This is a genomic window from Paraburkholderia sediminicola (assembly GCF_046026855.1).
Lineage (GTDB): Bacteria > Pseudomonadota > Gammaproteobacteria > Burkholderiales > Burkholderiaceae > Paraburkholderia > Paraburkholderia sediminicola_A.
Map to the genome: position 1 here is coordinate 243,109 of NZ_JAQQET010000008.1, position 20,835 is coordinate 263,943.

A 20,835-nucleotide genomic window follows, 5' to 3' on the forward strand; every position below is an offset into this window, starting at 1 on the left:
GTTTTCGTGGATCAGTGCGGCTCAGCGCGGCAGCAGACGGCTCAGCGCCGCGCTTGCCAACGCGCCGATCTGCGTCAGGAAATCGGTCGCCATGCCGTCATGGAAGCGGCGTGCGTCGGCCGAACCCATCACCAGCAGGCCGAAAGTGGGCGCTTCTTCCGTGCCTTCGGGGTCGCGCAGCGCGAGCAACGCGATCGATTCGGTGACGTGCGCGGACTCGCTTGTGCTGCCTGCGGATTCGTCGTCGCTCACGGCCGACACCGCCGGCGTCAGCCACTGCGCCGCTTCAAAGCCAGTGTTCGCGCCACAATACGGCGTGGTGAGGCTATTCGCGAAGATTCGCACTTCCTCGCCGACATGGCGCGCGAACTCAGCCTGTGAATAGGGCTCGGAGACGTCCCATACGCGCAGCGCGGCTTGCGGCACATCGAAAATATCGCGCAAGCCGTTGGAGATCGTGCGCGGCAGCGCGTACGGATCGCGCTCGGCCATCACGCGGATAGTCCAGCGATTGAATTTCGAGGCGATGCTGTCGTTTTCGTGACCGTAGCGCAGCAACTCGGCCAGACGCCGTTCGAGATGCTTGTTCTTGTCGCGCAGCATTTCCATTTGCCGTTCCTGCAGCGACACCGCGGCTTTGCCGTGCGGGTTCGCAAGCCGGATCGTCGCGAGCATTTCCGCGTGTTCGGCGAAGAATTCGGGGTTGGCGAGCAGGTATTCGGCGACTTCGCGATCGTTCATGGTTTCGGCTAAAGGACTACGGGACGACGCCTTCGGGCGGCGCATCGGTCATGAGTTCGGTCGGCCGGTGAAAGAGCCGCCTGGTCCGGCTCTTTCACCGGCCTATTGGCCTATTCACCGGCATCTTCATCGGCCTGTTCGAGGCCACGTGTCGGGTACTTCCTGGGCCGATCGCTCGGCCGCTGAATCGGGTATTACGCTGGCGCGGGTCAGTCGGCCAGTTCGATCTCGCCTTCGAAGACGGTTGCCGCAGGGCCTGCCATCAGTAGCGGCGCGCCGTTTTGCGTGCTGTCCCACGTGATGGTCAGCTTGCCGCCGTGCGTGTGCACCAGCACCGGCGCATCCAGCAGTCCGCGGCGAATGCCGGCAGCGACTGCCGCACACGCGCCCGTGCCGCACGCCAGCGTTTCGCCGGCGCCGCGTTCGTAGACGCGCAGCTTGACCTCGCTACGGCCGACGATCTGCATGAAGCCTGCGTTCACTCGCTGCGGGAAGCGCGCGTGCCGCTCGATCACCGGGCCTTCGACGAGCACTGGAAACGCTTCGACGTCGTCGACCACCTGCACCGCGTGCGGATTGCCCATCGACACCACCGAAATCCAGCGCGTCACACCGTTCACGTCGAGCGGCCAGAGCGTGTCCGCGCCCTCGCGGCGGCCTTCGAGGCCTTTGTTGGCGAACGGTACGCGCTCCGGTTCGAACACGGGTGAGCCCATGTCAACCAGCACTTCGCCGTTTTCCTGCATGGTCAGCAAAATGGTGCCGTTCTGCACTTGCACGCGCACGCTGCGCTTGTCGGTCAGGCCGTTATCGCGCACAAACTTGACGAAGCAGCGCGCGCCGTTGCCGCAGTGTTCGACCTCGCCGCCGTCGCAATTGAAGATGCGATATCTGAAATCAACGCCGTCCACGGTGGGCTTCTCGACCAGCAGCAACTGGTCGGCGCCGACCCCGAAATGCCGGTCCGCGAGCGCGCGCACCTGCCCCGGCGTCAGGTGGACCGGTTGGGTGTAGCCGTCGAGCACGACGAAGTCGTTACCCGCGCCGTGCATTTTGGTGAATTTCAGTTTCATCACGCTATTGTAAGTGACGCGCCCGCAGGTGGGCCGAACGCACCATTATTTCCGCGTTCCAGCGCTTTTTTCGAAGTTCGCTCAATACACGCTCGGCTCGCCCGGCGGACGGGTCTTGAAGCGCTTGTGCACCCAGTAGTACTGCTCGGGGATCAGCGGAATCTGCTCTTCGAGGAAGGCGTTCATGCGGCGCGCGTCGGCCTCGTCATTGCCAGTGGGGTAGTTGTCCCACGGCTTGAAGACCTTTAGCCGGTAACCTTTGTAGTGCGGCAACACCTCGCCGATGAACGGCACCACCTGCGCATGGCCGACCCCGGCGAGCCGCCCAACGGCCGTCAGCGTGCACGCCGGTACACCGAAGAACGGCACGAACGTCGAGTTGCGCATGCCGTAGTCCATGTCGGCGCCGAGCATGACCGGCTTGCGGTCGCGCAACCACCGCAGCACGATGCGCGCACTATCGGCGCGGCTTGCCATGTCCGCGCCGAAGCGGCCGCGCGCGGCTATCGCCACGTCGTCGAGTACCTTGTTGGACATTGGCTGATAGAGCGCGCCGCACTGCCGGCGCAGCGCGTGATTGATGAACACGGAGCCTGCCTCGATACCGACGAAATGCGCGCCAAGCAACAGGGTGGGCGGCATGTCGGGGGCCAGTAGATCGATTTCGCTATCCACCTGCACGATCTTCTCCAGCTTCTCTGCAGACCAGAACCACTGGACGCTGCGCTCGACATAACTGCGGATCGCGTGGCGGAAGTGTTTCTGCGCGATCTCTTCGCGATGCTCGACGCTCCACTCCGGGAAACACAAGCTCAGATTGATGTGGACGATGCGCTTGCGGCTGCTGGGGACCTGATAGAGCAGCCAGCCCAGCCCATCGCCCAGTCGGGCAACGAAACCGTACGGCAACAAGGCCAAAAACTTCAGCAGCCCAATGGCCAGATGGGCACCAAGACGACTCAGCATGCCGCCCCTCCGTGTAGGGCGTCGAGCGACGCTTTGCTCAAGGAACCTGGAAACGGGTCGAAATACAGCACGGGTGAACACTCTGTGACAATCAAAGGAAGTCGCTATAATAAGGGCTTCGCCGAGTTAATAGACAACTTGCGGGGCGAAGCTGGCGGGTGCGATCCATGGGATATGCCCCTGCCGGTAAGGTAATCCGCTAAAGCGTCGCCGCTTCAAGGCTCCCGAAGCTGGCTACGTGAAACTCAACCGTAACCACACAACAGGAGTCTGCAACGTGGCAAACGATTATCTCTTCACTTCCGAATCCGTGTCCGAAGGCCATCCCGACAAAGTCGCGGATCAGATCTCGGACGCAATCCTCGACGCCATTCTGACTCAGGACAAGTATTCGCGTGTCGCAGCCGAAACGCTGTGCAACACGGGTCTCGTCGTGCTGGCCGGTGAAATCACCACCACCGCGAACGTCGATTACATCCAGGTCGCGCGCAATACGATCAAGCGCATTGGCTACGACAACACCGATTACGGTATCGACTACCGCGGCTGCGCGGTGCTGGTGGCGTACGACAAGCAATCGCCGGATATCGCCCAGGGCGTGGACCGTGCGCACGACAACAACCTCGATCAAGGCGCTGGCGACCAGGGCCTGATGTTCGGTTACGCGTGCGAAGAAACGCCGGAATTGATGCCGCTGCCGATCCACCTGTCGCACCGTCTGGTGGAGCGTCAGGCGAATCTGCGCCGCGACGGCCGTCTGTCCTGGCTGCGTCCGGATGCGAAATCGCAGGTCACCGTGCGTTATGTCGACGGCAAGCCGCATTCGATCGACACGGTCGTGCTATCCACGCAGCATTCGCCAGACATCGATCTGGCCGTGCTGCGCGAAGCCGTGATCGAAGAAGTCATCAAGCCGACGCTGCCGGCTGACCTGATCAAGGGCGACATCAAGTTCCTGGTGAACCCGACCGGCCGGTTCGTGATCGGCGGCCCGCAAGGCGATTGCGGTCTGACGGGCCGCAAGATCATCGTCGATACGTACGGCGGCGCGGCTCCGCACGGCGGCGGCGCGTTCTCGGGCAAGGATCCGTCGAAGGTCGACCGTTCGGCAGCGTATGCCGGCCGTTATGTCGCGAAGAACATCGTGGCTGCTGGTTTGGCGTCGCGTTGCCTGATTCAGGTGTCGTACGCGATCGGCGTTGCCCAGCCGACTTCAGTCATGGTCAACACGTTCGGCACGGGCCGCGTGTCGGATGCAGTCATCACGAAGTTGGTGCTGGAGCATTTCGACCTCCGTCCGAAGGGCATCATCCAGATGCTCGACCTGCTGCGCCCGATCTACGAGAAGAGCGCGGCCTACGGTCACTTCGGCCGCGAAGAGCCGGAATTCACGTGGGAAGCCACGGACAAGGCGCTGCTGCTCGCCGAAGCCGCAGGTACCGAACCGGTCGCCGCGCTCGCAGAATAAGCACGCAGTCCGCTTTAGCAAAAAACCCCGCCGGCGTAAGTCGGGCGGGGTTTTTTTATCGCCTTCGAAAGCGCTGTCTCACCGGCTCGCAAACGCGAACGCAAACCAGCCGGTGCTGCCGTTCGTCGACATGCGGCGCGGGCGGCGGCTTGTACTCTGGGGAGCGGCGACCGGTGCATTGCGCGTAGCGGTGAGGCGCAGCGGCGTCGGTTTGCGCAGCAGCGTGCGCAGCGAAAAACGGCGCGAACTGCCTTGCAGGCGCAGCGCGGAGAAAAAGGTGTGGAACCACGTGCGAATGCCGTCGACCGCTTTGGCTTCGCGCCACTGTTCGCCTAATGCGCGAGTGCGGGTGGCATGGTGACGCAGTGCACGCACGACATGGCGGCGTGCCGGACGCGCCGCTTTCAATGCGGCGCGGGTAAGACGGGTGCTCAGAAGAGTATGCATGGCTTCACAAGTAGGCAACGTGTCGCGCGACGGAGTGTGCGCCAGAAAGAGCACCAAATGTGCCAATGGCGGTGTCGCGATGGACGGCGCGAAAGCCTGGAATTCGATGGAAAAGGGCACGGAGGACGGCGGAGCCGGTCACAGCGGCGCATGCGCGCCGCACAAGTGCGGGAGTAGCGATCAACATGTGTGCAGGCTACACGCGATTCGTGACGTCAGAAAGTCGGTTTTTACCCTGCGAATACGGGTTTTTGCGGGGTAGAGTGGCGTGTACGCAGACGGGGTCGCGCCCTTTGCGGGCGATTACCGTGCGTGCTTGCCCTGACAGGGTGCCTTGCAAACCACCAAATCGCGTGAAAGTAGTGCGTAAGGCTTGGCTTCTCGAAAGGTGAAACAGCGCACAGTCCGATCGCGCCCGTTTTACAATCGAGCATCAGTCAGTCGAAAGTAACGGAACACCATGTCACTTCACTCGAAGAAAGAGCAGATTCAAACGTTGCGGGAGCAAGGATTTGTCGTTGTGCCTGGATTAGTGTCGCCCGAGCGTTGCGGCGAGCTGAAGCGGATTGCGGAGCGGCAGTTGCAGGAAGCGGCGGCGCCGATCGAGTTCGAAGCGGACCTTCGCTATCCGGGCGCGCCGGAGTCGAAGTATGCGCCGGGCGGCCATACGGTTCGCCGGCTGCTGGATGCGTATGGGCGCGATTCGCATTTTGCGCAGTGGGCGATCGCGCCGGAAATTCGCGGCTGGATGGAGTTGTACTTCGGCGAGGAGCCGCGCTTATCGCGGGCGCATCACAATTGCATGATGACCAAGCACCCCGCTTATGGCAGCTTGACCGGCTGGCATCGTGACGTGAGGTATTGGTCGTTCGAGCGCGACGATCTGGTGTCGGTATGGCTCGCAGTCGGCTCGGAGACGGTCGATAACGGTGCGTTGTGGTTGGTGCCGAAGTCGCACAGCATTGCCTTCACTTCCGACCGGTTCGACGAGGCCAAATTTTTTCGTTCCAATCTGGAAGAGAATCAGGCATTGATTCGCACCGCGGTCTCGCCTGAGCTCAAAGCCGGGGACGTGGTGTTCTTTCATTGCAACACGCTGCATTCGGCGGGCAAGAACATCAGTGATCAGGTGAAATTTTCTTTGGTGTTTACCTATCACGGGGCGAGCAATGTGCCCCTGCCGGGATCCCGCTCGGCGGCTAAGCCTGAAATTGCCTTTTAGGTGCTTTGCCTTGCGCGGCGCTGACGTTCGTCAGTCACGCGCCGCGTAGGCAACCAGCGCTCTACCGCCTGCGTCCGGAAACAGCCACGCCGGTCAGGCCGGCAATAGTGGCAATAGCGCCGGCCACGATCAGTATGATCGCCTTATTGGTTGGCGATCCGGTAAACACGCGAGACACCTCGCTGCTGACCGAGTTGAACGCCTGCCCGCCGAAATACAACAACACAATACCGCCGACAATCAGCGCGATTGAAATCGCCTTCGTCATGAAACAACCCCCCCTCCAATAAGCTTTGATCGGCCAAAGTGTAGGGGAGCCGCAAGCAATCGTCCATCCCGCATACTGGGCGTCTGCAGGCATCACGCCGATTGGCTACCATAGCGGTCTGGTCTCACCCATACCTAAACAAAAAACCTGCACGCCTCCCGCAGCACGTGATCTCCTCACGCCCGTGATCGCCGGGTGACTTCAACATCAAGGACACTAGCAATGGCTTACGAAGCAGCTTCAGAACGCTATTCGGACATGCAATACCGCGTCTGCGGCAAGTCGGGTCTCAAACTGCCGGCGCTGTCGCTGGGCCTGTGGCACAACTTCGGCGACACCACGCCGATTTCCACGCAGCGCGATATCCTGCGCACGGCCTTCGATCTGGGCATCACTCACTTCGACCTTGCCAACAACTACGGCCCCCCGTACGGCAGTGCGGAAACCAACTTCGGCCGTCTCTTCAAAGACGACTTCAAGCCGTATCGCGACGAACTGCTGATCTCGTCGAAAGCGGGTTGGGACATGTGGCCGGGTCCGTACGGCCAGGGCGGCGGCTCGCGCAAATATGTACTCGCGAGTCTCGATCAGAGCCTGCAGCGCATGGGTCTCGACTACGTCGACATCTTCTATTCGCATCGCTTTGATGCCGACACGCCGCTCGAAGAAACCGCCGGTGCATTGGCGAGCGCCGTGCAGCAAGGTAAAGCGCTGTACATCGGTATTTCGTCTTACTCGGCCACCAAGACGCTCGAAATGGCCAAGCTGCTTGCCGAATACAAGGTACCGCTGCTGATTCATCAGCCGGCGTACAACATGCTCAACCGCTGGATCGAACATGAACTGCTGGACACGCTCGAGAAAGTCGGCGCGGGCGCCATCGCGTTCACGCCGCTCGCGCAGGGCTTGCTCACTGGCAAGTATCTGAACGGCGTGCCGGAAGACGCGCGCGTCAACAAGCCGGGCGGCGGTTCGTTGAAGCAGGAGCATCTGAGCCCGCAAAACATCGATCATGTGCGCAAGCTCAACGACATCGCGCAGCGTCGCGGACAAAGCCTCGCGCAGATGGCGCTGGCCTGGGCGCTGCGCGATCCGCGTGTCACGTCTGTGCTGATCGGCGCCAGCCGCGCGGAGCAGGTGCGCGAAAACGTCGGTGCGTTGAAGAATCTCGCGTTCTCGAAGGAAGAGCTGGCGGAGATCGACCGCTACGCGACGGAAGGTGGCATTAACCTGTGGGAAAAACCGTCGACGGATCAGGCGATCTGATCGCACTGAGTTTCAGATCGTAGAGGCACGCCGTAGAAACAGAAAAGCCGCTTGTGAGGCTAATACCGTTCAGTTAAAAAATTGAACGCTATTACACCTGCAGCGGCTTTTTTATTGACACAATTCAAGCGCACGCACTTCCCACCCAGTGGCCGAAGCGACTGCTTTCAGTCAACAAACCATCGGCGAAGCGACCAGGCCGTCTCCGCCGGACCCCGCTACACCAGCGCCGGCAAGCCTTCGACCAGCACGACCGCGAACACTACGCCGATAAGCGCGCCAAGCACGCGTAGCACGTTGTGCCGAAATTCCGTCTTGCAGGGGAGCGCGCCGACAAACAGAGCGCCGGCCAGCGCCATCGGAATGACCAGAATGAAATCGCCGATCGTGAAATAGGTCGTCATACCCGTCTCCTTATGTAGTACAGGCGAGGACAGTGGCTCGATTTCTGGAGTCATACACTGCCGCGCTCGATTCGAGTATAGGCGACGCTTAGATCAACATAACAACGCTTTGGGGCGCAGCAGCGCGTCTTTGCAGACCGCTGAACCCAATGCTGCAAGGGCGGTGGAGATTGGCGCATCGCAGCAAAAATGCCCTTGAAAATGAAGTATTTGCTTACACAGGCCTTACTTTTAAGTCTGATCGATGCGTCGCGGATTGCTCGCGCTTAACGGCGGTACGCCGATATAAGCTTGGGTTCCATGCTGCTTCAGGCTTCAGTTTCCCCGAAGCCGATCAGCAACGCGCCCTCATACGGCGGTCTGTTCGCGCTGACGCAAGCGCATGGCCGCAACGATACCGATGACGAGTAGCATGCCGACCAGTCCGGCGACACCATTCCAGCCATAACCGGCCCACACATGCCCGCCGTAAGAGCCGACCACGCTCGAGCCGACGTAGTACGCGAGCAGATACAGTGCGGCCGCCTGCCCCTTGGCTTCTTTCGCGAGACGCCCGACCCAGCCGCTTGCCACCGAGTGTCCGGCGAAGAAACCGAACGTCACGCACGCGATCCCGGTTGCTATTGCCGCGATCGGATGGAACATCGTGAGGGCGAGCCCGAGCGTCATCAGTAGCAGGCTGGCGGTCAGCACGCGCGCCCGGCCGAAGGTGTCGGCCATGCGGCCCGACCACGGCGAAGCGACCACGCCCGTCAGATAGACGACGAAAATCGCGCCGATCTCCGTCTGATTCAACAGGTAAGGCGGTGCGAGCAGCCGGTAACCGATGTAGTTGTACAGCGTGACGAAGCTGCCCATCAGCACGAAGCCGAGCAGAAACAGCAGAGGCAGACCGGGTCGCGTGAACTGCTTCAGCAGCGCACTGCGGTGATGTGTAAAGCCGAGCCCGCGACGCGGGACGAAATGGCGCGACGGCGGCAGCAACGCGCGAAACGCGAGCATCGAGAGAATGCCGAGCACGCCGATCGTGCCGATTGCCACGCGCCACGAAAACAGATCCGCGACGACGCCGGTAATCACGCGCCCGGCCATCCCGCCGATCGCCGTGCCGCCGACATACAGCCCCATCGCCAGACCCAGTCCGTCGGGGTGCACTTCTTCCGCTAGGTACGCCATCGCGACGGCGGGCACGCCACCGAGCGCGAGTCCTTCGAGCGTGCGCAACACGAGCAGTTGATGCCAGTGCGGCGCGATCGACACGCCGATCGTCAACAGCGCCGACAGCGTGAGCGACGCAGTCATCAGTTTGTGCCGGCTCCAGCCTTCCGAGACGAAGCCGGCCATGAAGATGGCGAGCGCGAGCGCAGCGGTAGTCAGCGAGAGTGACAAGCTGCTCTGTGCCGGCGTCACGTTGAACGCCGTAGAGAACGCGGGCAGCAATGGCTGGACGCAATACAGCAGTGAGAAGGTGGCATAACCGGCAAACAACAGCGCGATGCTGGCTCGCCAATAGGCACGTGTGCCGCGTTCGAGATAGGTGGGGGCGGGGACGTCAGGCGCGGCAGCGGAGGTGAAAGAAGCGGATGACGCAGGAACAGCTGAAGTAGCAGTCCGGTGGGATTCCGGCGATGCGGTCACGAAAAAATCTCCTTGGGGAACGCAAAGTACTCAAAGGAGTTAAGGATACGCTGAAAAAGCTTGGCGGGTGGCTGCGATGCGCAGCAAGGTGCTGTCACGACGTGCACAGACGGCATGCCCGTCGCGGTTCTCGGATCCATTTGCGGATGACCTTCACGCGCCGAACGCCCACCGCTAACCATGCGCCGCAGCCTCGCTCGCCGGTGTTGCGGGATGCACGATCTGTTCGTCAGTCGGCAGTGAGGACACGTCCCAACCACCGCCCAATGCCTTGATCAATGCGACGCTCGCAGCCATCCGGCGGCGCGCGATCGACACTGCATTCCGTTCGTTGGTAAGCGCGGTGGTTTGCGCGACCACGACATCGAGATACGTGATCGCGCCGTTTTTATAGCGGTTCGACACGACAGACAGCGAACGCTGCGCAGCGGCCACGGCGTCGTCCTGGGCGGCGGCTTCCTGTTCCAGCACGCGCAATGCGGCGAGATTGTCTTCGACCTGGCCGAACGCGGTCAGCACTGTTTGGCGGTACTGCGCGACGCTTTCGTCATAGTGCGCGCGGGCCTGCTCTTTCACCGACGCACGTCCGCCAAAGTCGAGCAGCGTGCCGGCCAGTGCCGGCCCGAGCGACCACAGACGGCTCGGCGCCAGCAGCCATTGGCTGTAGTTGGTCGCTTCGAGCCCGCCCGTCACCGACAAAATCAGGCTCGGAAAGAACGCTGCCGTCGCCACGCCAATCTGCGCGTTCATATCGGCAACGTGCCGCTCTGCTGACGCGATATCGGGCCGTCGTTCGAGCAATGCGGATGGCACGCCCGCTGCCGCGACCACCGGCACTGCGGCGAGCGGTGCAACCGGCAGGGAAAATGTTGAGGGCGTCTGGCCGACCAGGATCGCGATCGCGTGTTCGAGTTGCGCGCGCTGCACGCCGAGGTCGAGCGCTTGCGCCTGCGTGGTTTTCAACTGCGTCTGCGCCTGCGCGACATCGGCGTCCGTAGCGATGCCGCCGGCGTAGCGGTGTTGCGTCAGATCGAGCGCTTCCTCGTAGGCCCTGATCGTGTCGTCGAGAAGTTGGCGCTCCTGATCGAGACCGCGGAGTTCGAAGTAGTCGGTTGCCAGTTCGGCCTGCATCGAGAGGAGCGCGGCCTGCACGTCTGCGGCGCTGGCCTGTGCCTCGGCTTTCGCCCCTTCGACGCTACGCGACACGCGACCCCACAAGTCCGGTTCCCACGATGCGTCGGCTTGCACGAGGTAATCGTTCAGCGTGAGACCGGCGGTCGATTTGTGCAGAACATTCTCCGATGTCCGCGCGCGTGAATAATCGCCGTTCGCAGTGACCACAGGGAAAAAGTTCGAGCGATACTGCGCGACTGTCGCGCGGGCGGCGTGAAAGCGTGCCTCGGCGGCCTGCACGTTCTGATTCGCGCTGGCGACCTGCAACTCGAGTGCATCGAGCGACGGGTCTGCGTAGACGTTCCACCACGCGCCGCGCGAGAGGGTGTCGGCGGGTTGCGCGGGCTTCCAGCCGGTGCCCTCGAGTTCCTTATAGGTCGCGGCGGTGGTGGCCGGTGGCTTGACGTAGTCGGGGCCCACGGTGCAGGCAGTGAGCGTGTACGCCAGCGTTGCGGCAAGCAACGAGGCACGCGTGACCCGCTGCGCGAAACGGTGACGGAATACCGGCGCGTTCACAGTGCGTCCCTCACCGCTTGCAGACCGGCGACGTGCGCAGCAGGCGCGCTAGCCGCGGCTGCGCCGGAAGCGCCTGCCGCACCCTCGCCACCCGCCGAAGCATCCGAAGCACCCGAAGCATCCGAAGCGCCCGTCGCTTTGCCCGGCACGATCCGCACCGGCGCACCATCCACGATTGAATCCTGCGGATTCAGAATCACCTGCTCATCGCCTTGCAAACCGGATGCGATTGCCACGCGCGTGCCAAAGTCCGTTCCGAGCGAAACCGGCAGCAGCTTCACTTTGTGCTGGGGATCCACCGTCGCCACTTTTACGCCGTCGGGGCGAAACAGCAACGCGTTGCCAGGCAGCGTAAACGGTGCGGCGCCCGTGCCCAACGCGAAATGTACCTGCGCGTACGCGCCCGGCAGCAGATCGCCATTGCGATTGTCGACATCGACTTCGACGAGCATGGTTCGTTGTTGTGGATCGACGGCGCCCGCGGTGCGTGCCACGGTCCCTGGGTAATGTTTGGACGGCGTCTCGGTCAGCGTCAGAAACGCCGTCTGCTGCGCGTGAACTTGTTGAGCGTAGGCCTGCGGCACGTTCACATACACGCGCAATCTGTCCGCCTGCGCAACGTGAAACAGTTCCTTCGCCGGGCCGCCGGAACTGCCCGCGTCGATCAACGCACCCACGTCGACATTGCGTGCCGTCACGATACCGTCGAACGGTGCGTAGACCTTCTGGAACGATTGTGTTTTCTCGAGGCGCGCCACGTTGAAGCGTGCGGCATCCAGCGTGCCTTTCTTTGCGAGCATGTCGCCGACCTTCTCGTCGGTTTCCTGCTTCGAGACGGATTTGCTTTTCAGCATCTCGGTCCAGCGGTCGGCCGTGCTTTTCGCGAGCGCATAGTTGGCGTCGGCATTCGCCAGATCGGCGCGGGCGGCGCGCAGTTGATCGTCCACTTCGGGGGTGTCGATTTCCGCGAGCAACTGGCCGTTCTTTACGTGCGCGCCGATGTCCGCGTACCACTTCTTCAGGTAGCCGTTGGTGCGAGCGTAAATCGGCGTGTCGAGAAACGCCTGCACGTTGCCGGGCAGCACGAGGTCAAGTCCCGCCGTCGACTTCTGCGGATGCACGACTTCGACGCTCGTCTGGCTTGCGTGCTCGGCGTCGCGCTCGAGTGCCGCATGCGCGTCATGGCGCGACCAGATACCTTGCGCCGCAAGCAGAACGACGACCACAGCCACCACCACGATGACCCAGCGCGTGCGCGTTCCCTTCGACGGATTGAGTGCAGTGCTGGACCCGTCTGGACGTTTTCCTTCCATCAACCTTCCCCTGTCAGATTGGCTGGGCAGTCGAGGCTGCCTCTTGTGCTTCGTGTTGTTTGTTGTGCGCTGTACATCATGGCTTTTGCACCACATGCTCAGATGCCCGCTGACGCCGCGCCGCGAGCCGTCGGTAGATCATCGAAAACACTACCGGCACGAAGATCAGCGTAGCCAGGGTGCCGACAGTCAGCCCGCCGATCACCGCGCGCCCAAGCGGCGCATTCTGCTCGCCGCCTTCGCCGAGGCCGATTGCCATCGGCACCATGCCGATCACCATCGCGAGCGCCGTCATCAGCACTGGACGGAAGCGCGTGAAGCCCGCTTCGATCGCCGCGCGCGTCGCATCGCCGTGTTCGAGCAGTTGTTCGCGTGCAAAGCTGATCACGAGAATCGAGTTCGCGGTGGCGATACCGATACACATGATCGCACCCGTTAGCGCTGGAATCGACAGTGTGGTGTGCGTGAGAAACAGCATCCATACGATGCCCGCCAACGCGCCCGGCAGCGCCGTGATGATAATGAACGGATCGAGCCACGACTGGAAATTCACCACGATCAGCAGATACACCAGCAGGATTGCGAACACGAGACCGGCGAACAGACCTGAGAACGAATCGTTCATCGTCTGCACCTGGCCGCGCACCTCGATGGTCGAGCTTTTGGGGAGATCGGCCTTGGCGTCGTCGATGATCTTGCTGATATCGTCGGATACGCCGCCGAGATCGCGGCCGTCGGCGGTGCCGAAGATGTCGATGGTGGTTTGCGCGTTGTAGTGTGTGAGCACGGCGTTGCCCGCTTCACGTTTCATCGTGGCGAGCGAGCCGAGAATATTGCTGCGGCCATTCGCATTCAGCGGAATGTTCGCGAGCGATTGCAGCGAATCGATCGTGTATTGCGGCGCTTCCGTGATCACGTTGTAGCTGACGCCGTTGCGCGGATTGAGCCAGAACGTCGGCGTGGTCTGCTGGCTGCCGGACAGCGTAATCAGCAGATTGCTCGCGATGTCGCGTTGCGAGAATCCTGCCTGTTGTGCGCGCGTGCGGTCCACGTCGATAAAGATGCGTGGCAAATCGGCGGGCTGCTGGATGCGCGCATCGGCAAGACCGGGCACCGTGCGCAGCCGGTTCAGCAACTGCGCGGCGAAGGCGCGATTACCGGCTACGTCGCGCCCGACGATCTGAATGTCGATCGGCGAGGGCATGCCGAAGTTGAGCGTCTGGCTGACGATATCCGCAGGCAGGAAGGCGAATTGCACACCTGGGAATTCATCGGTGAGCGTCCGGCGCAGGGTGCGTACGTAGTCCGCACTCGGATGATGATCGGGATTCAGCGTGATGAGTATGTCTGAATCCGAGGTGCCGATCGTGCCGGTGTTGCTATACGAGAGGTTGATACCGGAGACCGGCAGGCCGATATTGTCGATGAGCGAGTGCAACTCTGCGGCCGGTATCAACTGACGAATCCGCGTGTCGACGCGATCGGTCACCACTGCGGTTTCCTCGACCCGCATGCCGGTTTTGGCGCGCAGATGCAACGCGATGGTGCCTGCATCGACTTGCGGGAAAAAGTCGCGGCCGAGAAACGGCATCAACAGCATCGACGCGCCACAGCAAACGAGAAACAGCGTCACGAACAGACCCGGCCGCGCAACCCGCGCTTCAAGAAACACACGATAGCGCTCGCGAAAACGCGAGAAGCCACGCTCGAAGGAATAGTGCACACGCATGAACGGATTGTGCGTTTGCCCGGCTGCGTGATGCAGGTCCGCCGGTTTATGGTGATGGCGCAGCAGATACTTCGCGAGCGTGGGCACGAGCGTACGCGAGAAGAAATACGAGGCCAGCATCGCGAACACCACCGCTTCGGCGAGTGGAATGAAGAGATAGTGCGCGACGCCTGTCAGCAGAAACATCGGCACGAACACGATGCAAATGGATAGCGTCGAGACCAGCGTCGGGATCGCGATCTGGTGTGCGCCGTCGAGAATCGCCTGTTCGAGCGTCTTGCCTTGCTCGAGTTGATGACTGATGTTTTCGATCGCCACGGTCGCGTCGTCGACCAGAATACCGACCGCGAGCGCGAGGCCGCCGAGCGTCATGATGTTGATGGTTTCACCGAGCATCGACAGTGCAATGATCGAGGTGATCATCGACAGCGGAATCGACACGGCGATGATCAACGTGGCGCGCCAGTTGCCGAGGAACAGCAGAATCATCAGCCCGGTGAGGCATGCGGCAATCAGCGCTTCACGCAGCACACCTTGCACGGAAGCGCGCACGAACAGCGACTGATCGGCGACCGGATCGATATTCAGCGAAGCGGGCACGAGATTGCGCAACGTGGGCATCATCTTCTTGATACGGTCCACGATTTCGAGCGTGGACGTGTTGCCGCTTTTGTTGATAGTCAGCAAGGCGGCGCGCTGTCCGTTCACGCGAACGATATTGGTTTGCGGCTGGAAACCGTCGCGCACATGGGCGACGTCGCGGATATAAACCGTGCCGTTGGCGGTGGACTTGATCGGAATGTTATTGAGGCCGGCGAGCGAATCCGGACTGCCGTTCATCTCCACCGAATATTCCGTCGAACCGATTTTCGCGGTGCCCGAGGGCAAGATCAGATTCTGCGCGGTGACCGCGTTGACCACGTCCATCGGCGACAGGTTGCGCTCCTGCAGCTTGCGCGAATCGATATCGACCATGATCTGCCGCTGCTTGCCGCCATACGGCAGCGGCGCGGAGGCGCCCGGCACGGTGGCCAGTTGCGTCTTCAGGAAGTTGTTGCCGAAGTCGAACAGCTCCTGCTCGGTGAGCGAAGCTGACGACAGCGCGAGGCGCAGGATCGGCACCGTCGACGCGTTATAGCGCAGGATATTTGGCGGCGTGATGCCAGGCGGCAGCGAGCGCAATTGCGTCTGTGACAGCGCGGTGACTTCGGCGAGCGCTTCATCAATGTTCGCGTGCGGCTGAAAAAAGATCTTCACGACGGCGATCCCGTTCAGCGAAGTCGACTCCGTGTGCTCGATATCATTGACCGCGGTTGACAGCCCCCGCTCGTAGTTGAGCACGATGCGCTTTTCCATTTCATCGGCGGGCAGGCCGTTGTACGACCAGATCACCGACAGCACCGGAATGTCGATATTGGGGAAAATGTCGGTCGGCGTGCGCAGGATCGTCAACGGACCGACGATCAGCAAAAGCAGGGCCAGCACGATGAAGGTATAGGGGCGCCGCAGCGCCAGGCGAACGATCCACATGGTTAGTGAGGTTGATGAAAGCCGGGGCCGCCGGCGCGGCACGCACAGCGGTTATGACGCGTGCCGCGCCGGCGGACGGCGGGCACAATAGGCGGATTGAGCGGGTTGTTCTGGCGGTGCATGATTTTGATATATCGCCCCAGCTGGGTTTATGATGGTCTCGTTACGACGCTGTACGCCCAGATCATCGGCCCGGTGCGCTGTAATGGGAATAGGGCGAAACGACGGGTAAACAGCCTTGAGTTCGCGCTTTCCATGGCCCCGCAAAACGGGAACAATGACTCGAACCTCTCACGCGTCTTACGCGCAGCAGATTGGGTGCGTACGCAACGTTATCGGCGAAGCGGCGCTTTTATCATCACCTTGACCGGCGCGGAAACCATAAAGCCGGCTATGGGAGAAACGGGGAAACATCATGCAAATCGGTTCCATTGTCCGATCGGTGCATATCGCGGTGCCGCAGGGCGCACGCGGGATCGTCATGCGCATTCTCGGCGACATGGCTATGGTGGCCTGGTATGCCGGCGAGCCCGGCACGTCGGAACATCTGAATACTGAACCCTTTTTCCTTGAAGATCTGATCGATACGGGCGAGCAGGTGCGCCCGTCGAGCGCGCAGGTGCATTGACGCTGGTTTGAGTCCGCTTCATGGTGGTTGCAGGTGGCAGTAAGCCGCAAGGTGAGCCGACGCCCTCGTCTTTGACGGCGGCGCGGCGCACAATGCGGGCATGAACGACGACAATCTCGACCCACAGGACGGCGCCGATAGCGCCGTACCTTTCGCCCGGCTCAAGCCGGAAATCGTGCTCGACGCGCTCGACAGCGTGCTCAGCAGCGTCGGTGTGTACACCGACGGTCGCATGCTGCCGCTCAACAGCTACGAGAACCGCGTGTACCAGGTGGGCGTGGAAGACGGCCCGCCCGTGGTCGCCAAGTTCTACCGTCCCGAGCGCTGGACCGACGCCGCCATTCTCGAAGAACACGCCTTTGTCGCCGACCTCGCCGCGCGCGAGATTCCGGCGGTACCCGCGCGGGTTTTCGAAGGCCGCACGCTGCATACCTTCGACGGTTTCCGTTTCTCGATCTTCGAGCGCCGCGGCGGCCGCGCGCCCGATCTGGACCGGCGCGATACGCTTGAATGGCTGGGGCGTTTTATCGGCCGCATCCATGCGGTTGGGCAGACACAAAACTACACTGAGCGTCCCACGCTCGACATCAACACGTTTGGCTACGAGCCGCGCGATTTCCTGCTGTCGCAACGCTTCTTGCCTGACGATGTGCGTACCGCGTGGGAAACCGTTGTGAATCTCGCGCTCGAAGGTGTTGAACGCGCGTTCGAGCGTGCCGGCGAAATTCGCATACTGCGAATGCACGGCGATTGTCATCCGAGCAATGTGTTGTGGACCGACGCAGGCCCGCATTTCGTCGACTTCGACGATAGCCGCATGGGTCCGGCGGTGCAGGACTTATGGCTGCTGCTGCCGGGCGACCGCGCTGAGGCTTCGCGTGCGCTGGCGGATCTGCTCGCCGGCTACGAAGACTTTTGCGACTTCGAGCCGCGCGAACTGTATCTCGTCGAAGCGTTGCGTACGCTGCGGCTGATTCACTACCAGGCGTGGCTCGCGCGCCGCTGGGACGACCCGGCGTTTCCGGCGGCTTTCCCGTGGTTCAACACGCAGCGCTATTGGGAAGACCGCATCCTCGAATTGCGCGAGCAGCTCGGCGCCATGCAGGAAGGACCGCTCTGGCCGGTTTGAGCGGTAGCTGCTCCGATGGAGCAGGAGATGATGCGGTGGCGGACATGCGGCGGCAAGTCATTGCCGCAGACCGCGGACGGGGCAGTCCTGGCGCATTGCGTCGGCGCGCGCCGGGTGGCGCACCCGTTGCCCCAGGCGTCCTTGACGTCCTACGGTGGCTGCGATGCCACGCTCGACGATTCCACCAGTGTCGATTTGACGATTACTTCGGCGCGCACGTCGCGCCCGATCGCTTCGATCGCGGGACGCATCTGCGCGAAATCGTCGGGCGTGCAGACCTCGCTGTCGAAGTGGGTTGCGCCGTCGCGCGTCATCGTCACGACGTTGCTGAGCGGATCAAACGTGTACTGCGACTGAAAATCGACGAAGCGGTCCTGGGTTCGTTTCGCTTCCGGCATGTCGAGCACGCGGAAATTCGCGGGCAACTCAATGCGCGCCCGTTCATGCAACGTCAGGTTATGGCAGACGAATGGTTGCGTGCGCTGCCGTTCGCCGAGCCAGTAGCGGATGTCCGCCGCGAAGCCGCCGGCCAGACTCGTCAGCGCCGGAATCGATGCTGCTGAGCCCGGCACCACGAGACTTTCGAGTGTGCCCTTCATCGTGATCGTCAGCGGACCGTCGGCAACGGTGAGGTCGCTGGTGGTCAGCGTAGCGGTGCCGCGCAGGTTGGCGCTGCGCAATTCCGCCTGGATCGAGTCCTCGCGTTGTGCGGGCGTCTGCGTGCGCAACATCGCGCGCGCCTGTTCGGCCGAGGCGCCCGATGCTTCCAGCCGATAGGTGAAGCTCGCCGAGCCATCCGGCTCGACCTTGATCGACAGGTCGGTGCTGCGCGTCATCAACTCGGTGGCCGGCGTTTGCGCGACCACGCCCTGATTGACGAGCACGGTGGGCCGGTTCATATCGGACGACGGCAGAAAGCCGAATTCGACATTCGACGCCGTCGAGTCGGCGTATTGCTGCAAATCCGGCAGCCACGTGATGGCGTGATTGATGACGCCGTAGCCCGGCACGCTGGGCAGCGTATAGATCGAACCGCTGCTGATCAGGACTGGCTCGTTGCGGACACCGACCGCGTCGAGTAGCGCACCATATAACGCCACGTGATCCTTGCAGTCGCCGTAGCGGTTCGCGAGGATCTCGCTTGCGCTGTGCGGCACTACCGAGCCGCGCCCGACATAGATCGCCACATAGCGGACGTTGCGGCGCACCCAGTCGTACAGCGTCTTGGCTTTGTCACGCGGCGTCCGGTCATGTGCCGTGAGGTTTTGCGCGAGACGTGTGACGGCGGCGTCGTGCGCGTTCGGGTCGGCGGCGGATGCCTTGTAGCTGGCGGCGAAAGCGGCGTAGTCCGGAAAGGTCGAGACCATCAGCCGGTCGCCATATGACACGTAGGCAATCGAGCCGCGCTCCAGCCGGCTGAAATGCGCCTTGTCGTAACGATATTCGTAGCGTGTGCGGCCGTTGTGCGTCACCGGTTGCAGCGTCGTGAACCCGCGCGCATCGGCATAGAGCGGTTTGTCGGCGGGCAGGTCGTAGATGAGGTGGAAGTTGTGAGTCGGCGCGAGATCGGGCGGGGTGAAGTCACTGAATTCACCCGGCACGATTGGTTGCTTTTGCGTCTTGCGATAGGTGAGGTGCACGCGCGCGCCAGGTTCGACGGCGGGGAACACGATCACCTTTTCCTGGATGTCCTGAAACATCGGTGCTTCGAACGAGCGGGCTTCCTGAACATCGCGGATCTGCTCGGGCTGTACGTCGTGACGGACGCCGTCGGCGGTGGTCGTATACGCCTCGATGATCTGCACGTCCGCCATATTGCGGTTGAACCAGACATATTGCTGCGCCACCCGTGCGACGCCTGCTTCGTTGTTCACCCGCAGCGTCATTGAATCGAGCTTGGAGAAGGAGCCGTCGGCGTTGACGGTGAAGGTCTGGGTTTCGCCTTCGTTGATATAGGGATCGTCCAGTTTGGCCGCGATGCTCGCGTCCGCTGCGTGGATGCCGGCAAGCCAGCCGAGAGAGGCAAGACAGACCAAAGAAGCGAGGCGCATGGCAGGCAGGTATCCGAACGGCAACGTTGACGGGATCGCCAGCTAGAGTCGGTTTGCGCCGCCTGGATGTCAAGCAGATGTCACGCATTGCGATTGAGCAAATGCCCTAATTGTGTAATGATATCCATTCTCAATTGAAAGGCATCGCCAGCTTTCTGTCACATTTCTCCTCCTCTGTGACTGCCAGCCAGCCTCTCAGCCGGACGGCCTGGACCGCAAGCCGGGTTTGTCCGGCCTTTCCTTTCGAACTTTCCTTTACCGTCGATATGAGCGAGTGCCACGTCATCGCCCGTCGGCGAGGGTTTAACTTGCTGCGCCTGGAGCCTGGATGTGAACGCGCCTGATTCGATCGATATGAAACCTGCTGCTGGTGGTGGAACGCAATACGCCGCTCATACGCCGGAGCGCGGTCATCATCTGATGGACGGCGCCGAACAGGCGGCGCGGCGCCGGCGTTCGCGGCGGGCGAATTTCATCAAGTGGTTGCGCAAGGTGCACGGATGGGTTGGCCTGTGGGGCGCGGTGCTTGGGCTGATGTTTGGCGCGACGGGTTTTTTGCTGAACCATCGGGGCGGACCGTTGAAGGTCTCGTCGGGTGAGCCGCAGGTCGAGCAGATCCAGATTTCCGTGCCGCAAGGGAAGTTGAAGTCGCCGATGGATATGGCGAAATGGATCAAGGACGAGTTAAAGATCGACGGCAAGCCGGGGCGGGTGAAGCGCGAGCCGGCGCATCCGGTGGCGTGGGGCGATCGCAGCACGATGCAGCCGGAATTCTGGCAAGTCGGGATTTTTGGGCCTACTCAGAATGTGCAGGCCGAGTACTGGGTTGGGAATGGGTTTGTTGCGGTGAAACGCACGCAGAATTCGTTTCTCACGACGATGAATAATTTGCATCGTGGTGTGGGGTTGAGTGTTGGGTGGGTTTTGTTGATTGATACGATTGCTGGCGGGATGATTTTGTTGTCGTTGACGGGTGTCCTGCTGTGGACTGAGTTGAATAAGCGGCGTGTTGTGGGTGTGGTGCTGGTTGGCGGCTCGGTGGTTGCCGCCGTGGTTTGTGGGTTAATGTGATTTGGGTTTTTTTTGCCTTTTCGGCGCGTATGTATGCCTGCGGCGCTTGGTGTTTGGTTGCCTGTGGCGGTGGGATTTTCTTGATTTGTTTGCCTTCGCGGCGCTTATTGTCTGATTGCCTACGGCGTTGGCCTTTCCTTGAATTGTTATTGGTTTATTAGCGTAGCCCCTGTGCGGGGCAGGCACTTACTTCTCTTTGCAG

At 61.7% G+C, this 20,835-nt stretch carries 17 protein-coding genes; 6 read left to right on the forward strand and 11 right to left on the reverse strand.

The genetic code is table 11. From position 1 onward, the window contains the following. Positions 1 to 21 precede the first annotated feature (21 nt). From PQR40_RS11680 to PQR40_RS11690, 3 genes are all read right to left on the reverse strand, one after another. Entirely contained in the window at positions 22 to 741 is a 720-nt protein-coding gene (locus PQR40_RS11680; RefSeq protein WP_408509043.1) for a DUF484 family protein, read from the reverse strand. Positions 742 to 950: 209 nt separating this feature from the next. Beyond that, on the reverse strand, positions 951 to 1,814 hold the full coding sequence (gene dapF, locus PQR40_RS11685; RefSeq protein WP_408509044.1) for a diaminopimelate epimerase: 864 nt from the start codon (positions 1,812 to 1,814) through the stop codon (positions 951 to 953). 81 nt (positions 1,815 to 1,895) lie between these two features. Beyond that, complete coding sequence (locus tag PQR40_RS11690; protein ID WP_408236830.1) at positions 1,896 to 2,780, reverse strand: lipid A biosynthesis lauroyl acyltransferase; 885 nt, start codon at positions 2,778 to 2,780, stop codon at positions 1,896 to 1,898. A gap of 277 nt (positions 2,781 to 3,057) precedes the next feature. On the opposite strand from PQR40_RS11690, the gene metK reads away from it, so the two are divergent. After that, positions 3,058 to 4,248, forward strand: a complete 1,191-nt coding sequence (gene metK / locus PQR40_RS11695) for a methionine adenosyltransferase (RefSeq protein WP_408236827.1) — start codon at positions 3,058 to 3,060, stop codon at positions 4,246 to 4,248. A 78-nt stretch (positions 4,249 to 4,326) separates the two neighbouring features. Here metK and PQR40_RS11700 read toward each other — a convergent pair whose 3' ends face one another. Next, positions 4,327 to 4,695 (reverse strand): hypothetical protein, encoded by a 369-nt coding sequence (locus tag PQR40_RS11700; RefSeq protein WP_408215345.1) that lies wholly within the window; start codon positions 4,693 to 4,695, stop codon positions 4,327 to 4,329. Between the two features lie 460 nt (positions 4,696 to 5,155). On the opposite strand from PQR40_RS11700, the gene PQR40_RS11705 reads away from it, so the two are divergent. Continuing rightward, positions 5,156 to 5,917: a phytanoyl-CoA dioxygenase family protein gene (locus tag PQR40_RS11705; RefSeq protein ID WP_408509045.1), complete on the forward strand. Its 762-nt coding sequence runs from the start codon at positions 5,156 to 5,158 to the stop codon at positions 5,915 to 5,917. 61 nt (positions 5,918 to 5,978) lie between these two features. Here PQR40_RS11705 and PQR40_RS11710 read toward each other — a convergent pair whose 3' ends face one another. Next, entirely contained in the window at positions 5,979 to 6,185 is a 207-nt protein-coding gene (locus tag PQR40_RS11710) for a DUF3185 family protein (protein WP_408236821.1), read from the reverse strand. Between the two features lie 222 nt (positions 6,186 to 6,407). Between PQR40_RS11710 and mgrA the strand changes: the two genes are divergently transcribed. Beyond that, positions 6,408 to 7,451, forward strand: a complete 1,044-nt coding sequence (gene mgrA, locus PQR40_RS11715) for an L-glyceraldehyde 3-phosphate reductase (protein WP_408236818.1) — start codon at positions 6,408 to 6,410, stop codon at positions 7,449 to 7,451. A gap of 218 nt (positions 7,452 to 7,669) precedes the next feature. Here mgrA and PQR40_RS11720 read toward each other — a convergent pair whose 3' ends face one another. The 5 genes from PQR40_RS11720 to PQR40_RS11740 all read right to left on the reverse strand — a co-directional run bounded on the left by PQR40_RS11720 (position 7,670) and on the right by PQR40_RS11740 (position 15,754). Further along, on the reverse strand, positions 7,670 to 7,855 hold the full coding sequence (locus tag PQR40_RS11720; RefSeq protein WP_179707336.1) for a hypothetical protein: 186 nt from the start codon (positions 7,853 to 7,855) through the stop codon (positions 7,670 to 7,672). A 348-nt stretch (positions 7,856 to 8,203) separates the two neighbouring features. After that, positions 8,204 to 9,493, reverse strand: coding sequence for an MFS transporter (locus PQR40_RS11725; protein ID WP_408509046.1), 1,290 nt, complete (start codon positions 9,491 to 9,493; stop codon positions 8,204 to 8,206). Positions 9,494 to 9,667: 174 nt separating this feature from the next. Then, positions 9,668 to 11,182 carry an efflux transporter outer membrane subunit gene (locus tag PQR40_RS11730; RefSeq protein ID WP_408236812.1) on the reverse strand — a complete coding sequence of 505 codons (1,515 nt, stop codon included), beginning with the start codon at positions 11,180 to 11,182 and terminating at the stop codon, positions 9,668 to 9,670. Then, positions 11,179 to 12,495 (reverse strand): efflux RND transporter periplasmic adaptor subunit, encoded by a 1,317-nt coding sequence (locus PQR40_RS11735; RefSeq protein ID WP_408236810.1) that lies wholly within the window; start codon positions 12,493 to 12,495, stop codon positions 11,179 to 11,181. The genes PQR40_RS11730 and PQR40_RS11735 overlap by 4 nt, the downstream gene beginning before the upstream one ends. 76 nt (positions 12,496 to 12,571) lie before the next feature. Continuing rightward, positions 12,572 to 15,754: an efflux RND transporter permease subunit gene (locus tag PQR40_RS11740; protein WP_408337344.1), complete on the reverse strand. Its 3,183-nt coding sequence runs from the start codon at positions 15,752 to 15,754 to the stop codon at positions 12,572 to 12,574. Positions 15,755 to 16,169: 415 nt separating this feature from the next. On the opposite strand from PQR40_RS11740, the gene PQR40_RS11745 reads away from it, so the two are divergent. Continuing rightward, a complete protein-coding gene (locus PQR40_RS11745) occupies positions 16,170 to 16,382 on the forward strand; it encodes a hypothetical protein (RefSeq protein ID WP_035554043.1) in 213 nt (70 codons plus the stop codon). A gap of 100 nt (positions 16,383 to 16,482) precedes the next feature. After that, positions 16,483 to 17,511, forward strand: a complete 1,029-nt coding sequence (locus PQR40_RS11750) for a serine/threonine protein kinase (protein ID WP_408509047.1) — start codon at positions 16,483 to 16,485, stop codon at positions 17,509 to 17,511. Positions 17,512 to 17,660: 149 nt separating this feature from the next. On the opposite strand, the gene PQR40_RS11755 is transcribed toward PQR40_RS11750, so the two are convergent. Next, positions 17,661 to 19,562, reverse strand: a complete 1,902-nt coding sequence (locus tag PQR40_RS11755; protein ID WP_408509048.1) for a DUF3857 domain-containing transglutaminase family protein — start codon at positions 19,560 to 19,562, stop codon at positions 17,661 to 17,663. Positions 19,563 to 19,892: 330 nt separating this feature from the next. Between PQR40_RS11755 and PQR40_RS11760 the strand changes: the two genes are divergently transcribed. Further along, on the forward strand, positions 19,893 to 20,633 hold the full coding sequence (locus PQR40_RS11760; protein WP_408509049.1) for a PepSY-associated TM helix domain-containing protein: 741 nt from the start codon (positions 19,893 to 19,895) through the stop codon (positions 20,631 to 20,633). Positions 20,634 to 20,835 lie beyond the last annotated feature (202 nt).

Bases quoted from the DNA above. Each gene is read 5' to 3' on its own strand.
- PQR40_RS11680 (WP_408509043.1), bottom strand. From the start codon at position 741: ATGAACGATCGCGAAGTCGCCGAATACCTGCTCGCCAACCCCGAATTC.
- PQR40_RS11735 (WP_408236810.1), bottom strand. From the start codon at position 12,495: ATGGAAGGAAAACGTCCAGACGGGTCCAGCACTGCACTCAATCCGTCG.
- PQR40_RS11750 (WP_408509047.1), top strand. From the start codon at position 16,483: ATGAACGACGACAATCTCGACCCACAGGACGGCGCCGATAGCGCCGTA.
- PQR40_RS11720 (WP_179707336.1), bottom strand. From the start codon at position 7,855: ATGACGACCTATTTCACGATCGGCGATTTCATTCTGGTCATTCCGATG.
- PQR40_RS11710 (WP_408236821.1), bottom strand. From the start codon at position 6,185: ATGACGAAGGCGATTTCAATCGCGCTGATTGTCGGCGGTATTGTGTTG.
- PQR40_RS11740 (WP_408337344.1), bottom strand. From the start codon at position 15,754: ATGTGGATCGTTCGCCTGGCGCTGCGGCGCCCCTATACCTTCATCGTG.
- PQR40_RS11700 (WP_408215345.1), bottom strand. From the start codon at position 4,695: ATGCATACTCTTCTGAGCACCCGTCTTACCCGCGCCGCATTGAAAGCG.
- PQR40_RS11745 (WP_035554043.1), top strand. From the start codon at position 16,170: ATGCAAATCGGTTCCATTGTCCGATCGGTGCATATCGCGGTGCCGCAG.
- PQR40_RS11755 (WP_408509048.1), bottom strand. From the start codon at position 19,562: ATGCGCCTCGCTTCTTTGGTCTGTCTTGCCTCTCTCGGCTGGCTTGCC.
- PQR40_RS11690 (WP_408236830.1), bottom strand. From the start codon at position 2,780: ATGCTGAGTCGTCTTGGTGCCCATCTGGCCATTGGGCTGCTGAAGTTT.
- PQR40_RS11705 (WP_408509045.1), top strand. From the start codon at position 5,156: ATGTCACTTCACTCGAAGAAAGAGCAGATTCAAACGTTGCGGGAGCAA.
- mgrA (WP_408236818.1), top strand. From the start codon at position 6,408: ATGGCTTACGAAGCAGCTTCAGAACGCTATTCGGACATGCAATACCGC.
- dapF (WP_408509044.1), bottom strand. From the start codon at position 1,814: ATGAAACTGAAATTCACCAAAATGCACGGCGCGGGTAACGACTTCGTC.